Below are 4,594 nucleotides of genomic sequence, written 5' to 3' on the forward strand. Positions count from 1 at the left end.
GCCCGAACAGCGCCGGTCCGCCCAGATGCACATCGAAGCTGACAATCGAGTCCGGGCCCTTCGGCTTGACTTTCGCGATCAGCTTGACTTTGACACCGCCGACACCGTCGCCGTCGAGCGTCATGGACTCCGGTGGTTTGAAATTCACGATCGTCCATTTGATTCGGTTGGGCATGCCCTTGACTTCGACGATCGACTCGATGACCGTGCCCTTATCCAACTGCTCGGGCAGCTTGCTCCGCCACACCCGGTGGATGGTCAGCCACTCCTTGAAACGAGACAGGTCGGATGCACTCTCCCAGGCCTTTTCGGGCGGCAGTGGGACGTCGATTGATCCGGAAAGCTTGGCCATGAGTTAGCTCTGTTGCTCGCCCTTGTCGCCATCGCTCAGGGCGTTCTTCGCCGCTTCCTGCACCTTGTTGACGGTGTCTTTGTATTTGCCTTCGGTCTTGGAGTCGACGAACTCGCCGGCCTTGTCGATCGCGGCGTCGAGCGTGTCGGCGTTCTGCGCCAGCAGGTCCTTAGCTTTGTCCAGGAATCCCATGCGCCCGACCCTACCGCCTAGGAATCTGGGAAGTTGACGTCCTTGGTGACCGACGCCCACTGGTCGATCGACGCTGTCATCGCGGCGATTTTGTCGCGCATCGCCTTGAGGACGTCGCGGCCCAGCAAGAGCCGCAGCGGCGGGTCGTCGAGCTTGGTCACCATCAACACCGCCTCGGCGACCTTCCGTGGATCGCCGGGCAGGTGGTCGGCGAACTGCTTGATCAGGTCCTTGCGTGCCGCAACATCGGTGTAGTCGGCGATCGGGGCACCCGACTCCTTCATCGACCGGGTTGCCCAGTCGGTGCGGAAGGCGCCCGGCTCGATGGCGGTCACCTTGATACCCAATGGCCGCACCTCGGTGGCCAACGCCTCGGTCAATGCTTCCAGCGCGAACTTGGTTGACGAGTAGTACGCGTTCGGCGGGTTGGCCACCAGGCCGGTCATCGACGAGATGTTGACGATGTGACCCGAACCGCGGGCGCGCATGCCCGGCAGCACCGCTTTGATCATGTTCACTACGCCGAAGTAGTTGACGTCGAACAACTTTCGAACCTCGGCGTCCTCGCCTTCCTCGACCGCCGAGAGGTAGCCGTGTCCGGCGTTGTTAACCAGGACGTCGATCCCGCCGAACGCCTTGTCGGCCGCCGCAACAGCGGCGGCGATCTGGCCGGCATCGGTCACGTCGAGCGCGAGAGCTATGCCGTGATCGCCGAATTCGTCGACGAGATCAGCCACCGCGTCAGCGCGTCGTGCGGTCACCACAACACGGTGGCCGTCCGCCAACGCGGCGCGCGCGATCTCACGACCGAAGCCGGTGGAACACCCGGTGATCAGCCAGCGCGCCATCGCTAGATCGTCCCTTCCGGCAGCCGCCGCAGATACGCCGTTCGCCGGTCGGCAAGTTCTGCGGCCCGCTGCTCAGAACTCACCCGAGGCAAGGTGGGCACCTCGGCGTCGAGCCGGTCGAGTTTGACGACTCGTCCCCGTGCGCCCAGGTCCTCCCGCGGACCGGCCGCAGCGAACTCGGCCATCCGCAGCGTCAGAATGCCTTCGCGCAGCCCATCAGAGTCGATCCAGTTGGCCACGCCCGGGTCGGTCGGCGAGATCACGTAGGTGTAGGTGCCGTCCGCATTAGCGAACGACTGTGCCTTGTTGAGGCTGCCGGTGCGGTCGACGATTTCCAACGTGGTGCCCCAGATGTTGCTCAGCGGCACGGTGAAGTACTCGGCGCCGCCGTCGCTGAGCTCGACGACGAACGCCTCGTCGGGGGCGAGTTCGAACCGGCCCATGAGATAAACCTGATTGCGCATCGCACCGACCTTGTCGGCCGACCAGGCCAGGTTGAAATGGTTGGCCGGCATCTTGTACACGCCGCGGCTGAGTTTGCCGGTGAAGTCGGCAAAATGCGCCATCATCGCTGCGGTCGCCTCTGCCTGTTCGTCCAGGGAGCGTGCCGGTGTCGTCGGCGGGTCGCCAAGTCGTTGCACCTCAAAGTGATTGGGATCGTCGCGGCCCCAGTCCAACAGCACATCGCGAATGTAGAACTCGTGCGCCTCGGGAGTTGTCCGCACATGGTTTTCTCGCCCATTGGCGGGTTCGGCGTCGACGGTGATGGTGAAGCTGCCATCGGAATCCACGACCATCGTCCGCCCGTTGAGCACGTCGACGGTGCCCATGTGGGCGTCCCAGAGCGTGAAGTAATTCTCGGTCATGCGATGTTCGCCCACTCGACCGTGGATCTCGTAGCGTTCGTCGCCCGATATTGGGATCACCCGATACACGCTGTCCGGATTATCAATGCCCCAACGGGATCCGGGGATCCGACGACCATCCACGGGGTGCGCCAGCCGGGTGATGCAACTGACTTTGGGCCGCAGCTTGTCCTGGTTGGACGACCACATCGCCGCCGAAAACATCACCTCGGCGAATGCGTCGTCGAACCGCGCCCGCATTGCGTCCGATGCATTGGCCCGGGCCAGCCAGGTCTCGGCCACGCTGCGGTAGGCCGCCTTAATGGTGGGGTGCGCGATCAGGTCCAGCGCGGCCAGTTCCTGTTCGTGCTGCGACGTTGTCGCGACCGGGTCGTCACGCATGCACTACTCCTCACTATTCGAGATACTGTCGAAAACGCTTGCTGTACAATGTGAACCGTTCATCGATCTGTTCTGGACGCAGGCCGTAACGTTCCAAACCGTAGGGCGGGCGCGCTGCCTCGCGAGGACGATCGGCCAGCCACCGCCGCATCGCGGTCTCCGCCTCGGCGGTAAGGGGCAGCCCGACCGCGGCATAAACGCGGGCCACTTGCCCAATCGGATCGGCCACCGCGTCGTCGAACGCGATGTCAGTCACCCTTGTGCTGTCGTCAACCCATCGGTCCCGCACCGCCATGGCGCGGTCGTTGGTCCAGCCCATCCGCTGCAACCACTGTGCACCCACGCGGTGCGGGTCCACGGTGTCGGCGTGCATCGCGTGCAGCGTCGCGTTCAGGCTGGCGCCCGAAGCGATCGTGGTACGCGGGTCGCGATGCGTGTGCACCACATGCAGGTCCGGAAACTGGTCGCGCAGCACATCCAGATAGCCCAGGTGCGCCGGTGATTTGAGCACCCAGCGCTGAGGCCGCAAGCCCCCCTGGGGAAGACACTGCCGTTTCTGCCACTGCAGGAATTGCAGCATCCGGTGCAAATAGTCATACGCGGGAGTGAAGTCCTGCTCGTCGAGCCAGGACCGGTAGTTCGGCAGGTGCGCGCCGGACTCCGGGACATGAGACAAAAACGCGTCGGCCAGAAAGACGATCTCCTCCTCGGCTTCCCGCGCATACATCGGATGGATGGCGAACAATTCCGGTGCCAATTCACGGGATTTCGCTTCACGCGCCTCGCTGATCGCGATGCGCGGATCGACACCGCCGAACCGGTAGTCCAGGCGAGGCGCTACCTCGACCACCTCCCAGCCGTAGGCACAATGAAACCGCGGGTCGGCGGCGAGCAGTCGCTGCAGCAACGTCGTGCCGCTGCGCATCATCCCGACGACGACGATGGGGGCGACAATTCGTTCGTCGAGGATTTCCGGATGGCGGCGGATCCATTCCTGGACGCGCAGCCGCATGCGCAGGCTATGAATGATGCCCGACCGCAGGATGTGCACCCCGACGTCGTTGAGGTCGGCCGCGGCGTAGTCGGCCAACAGCACATTCAGCGGACGTTCGAACTCCCCGGGACCCCACGCGGTCAGTGCCTCCTTGCCCTGGGCGTCGGCCAGTACACCAGCGGCGTCAAAGGCGCTCGATTGTTCCACGCCGTCAAAACTTCAAGTGGTGGCTGACATCGCCGAGCTGGTCGACGAACATGGTGCGGCTGTCGAACCACCAGACGCCGTCCAGCCGGTGAAACGTGTCCTTGTAATGCCCGGTCACGATCACCTGCAAAGGCAACTCTTCAGTCGCTTGCGTGACGCAGTAGTACGACGTGCTGCGCGCGGTGCCACCGGCGTCATCGATCTCCAGCTGCACATTGCTGGTGTTGTGCTTGGTCTTCGGGGTCCCGTCGTCGTAGATCCGGGTGGCCATTTCGTACATCTGCCGCACTCCGGCAGTGCCGGTGAACACCGTCTCCGGCGGGCCGTCCTCGACCCCGCAAATCCGGCCGTGAGCGAAAAGGCCGGCCACCGCATCCAGGTTGCCGCCATCGAGGAGTTCGGCGTAGCGGTAGATCAGGTTGGTGATTTCGATGGCGCTGTCACCCATGTCGAGCCACCTCGATTAACTCGCGTTCGTTTCGCTTGCACCCGGCCATTAGTGTGATCGCCGTGACAATACCTTGGACGCCGGGGCGGCTCGGCGACTTGACCGGCAAGCGAATCATCGTCACCGGTGCAACCAACGGAGTCGGCCTTGGCACTGCGCGCGCCCTGACCAAAGCCGGTGCACACGTGATCATGGCCGTGCGTAACACCGAACTGGGCGCGCAGCGCGCAACCGAGATCGGCGGCTCCACGTCGGTGGTCAAACTCGACCTCGCCGACCTGTCGTCGGTGCGCGCTTTCCCCGGCC

7 protein-coding genes are annotated in these 4,594 nt (G+C 63.9%); 1 reads left to right on the forward strand and 6 read right to left on the reverse strand.

Annotation, left to right across the window (positions count from 1 at the left end):
* From WBF82_RS19010 to WBF82_RS19035, 6 genes are all read right to left on the reverse strand, one after another.
* The coding region (locus WBF82_RS19010; RefSeq protein ID WP_424384497.1) for a type II toxin-antitoxin system Rv0910 family toxin at positions 1-352 on the reverse strand (352 nt) is incomplete at its 3' end.
* 3 nt (positions 353-355) lie between these two features.
* Complete coding sequence (locus WBF82_RS19015) at positions 356-544, reverse strand: antitoxin (protein WP_424384498.1); 189 nt, start codon at positions 542-544, stop codon at positions 356-358.
* A 17-nt stretch (positions 545-561) separates the two neighbouring features.
* The gene (locus WBF82_RS19020; protein WP_424384499.1) at positions 562-1,392 is read right to left on the reverse strand and encodes an oxidoreductase; all 831 of its coding nucleotides are present in this window, start codon (positions 1,390-1,392) and stop codon (positions 562-564) included.
* Between the two features lie 2 nt (positions 1,393-1,394).
* A complete protein-coding gene (locus WBF82_RS19025; RefSeq protein ID WP_424384500.1) occupies positions 1,395-2,639 on the reverse strand; it encodes a hypothetical protein in 1,245 nt (414 codons plus the stop codon).
* A gap of 13 nt (positions 2,640-2,652) precedes the next feature.
* The gene (locus tag WBF82_RS19030; RefSeq protein WP_424384501.1) at positions 2,653-3,840 is read right to left on the reverse strand and encodes a sulfotransferase family protein; all 1,188 of its coding nucleotides are present in this window, start codon (positions 3,838-3,840) and stop codon (positions 2,653-2,655) included.
* A 4-nt stretch (positions 3,841-3,844) separates the two neighbouring features.
* Positions 3,845-4,288 carry a nuclear transport factor 2 family protein gene (locus WBF82_RS19035; protein WP_424384502.1) on the reverse strand — a complete coding sequence of 148 codons (444 nt, stop codon included), beginning with the start codon at positions 4,286-4,288 and terminating at the stop codon, positions 3,845-3,847.
* Positions 4,289-4,350: 62 nt separating this feature from the next.
* On the opposite strand from WBF82_RS19035, the gene WBF82_RS19040 reads away from it, so the two are divergent.
* A partial coding sequence (locus WBF82_RS19040) for an SDR family NAD(P)-dependent oxidoreductase (protein WP_424384503.1) occupies positions 4,351-4,594 on the forward strand: 244 nt, incomplete at its 3' end.

The sequence above is a fragment of the Mycobacterium sp. genome (assembly GCF_049673265.1).
GTDB lineage: Bacteria > Actinomycetota > Actinomycetes > Mycobacteriales > Mycobacteriaceae > Mycobacterium.

Coding starts and splice junctions, on each gene's coding strand:
- WBF82_RS19020 (WP_424384499.1), bottom strand. CDS start 1,392: ATGGCGCGCTGGCTGATCACCGGGTGTTCCACCGGCTTCGGTCGTGAG.
- WBF82_RS19015 (WP_424384498.1), bottom strand. CDS start 544: ATGGGATTCCTGGACAAAGCTAAGGACCTGCTGGCGCAGAACGCCGAC.
- WBF82_RS19035 (WP_424384502.1), bottom strand. CDS start 4,288: ATGGGTGACAGCGCCATCGAAATCACCAACCTGATCTACCGCTACGCC.
- WBF82_RS19025 (WP_424384500.1), bottom strand. CDS start 2,639: ATGCGTGACGACCCGGTCGCGACAACGTCGCAGCACGAACAGGAACTG.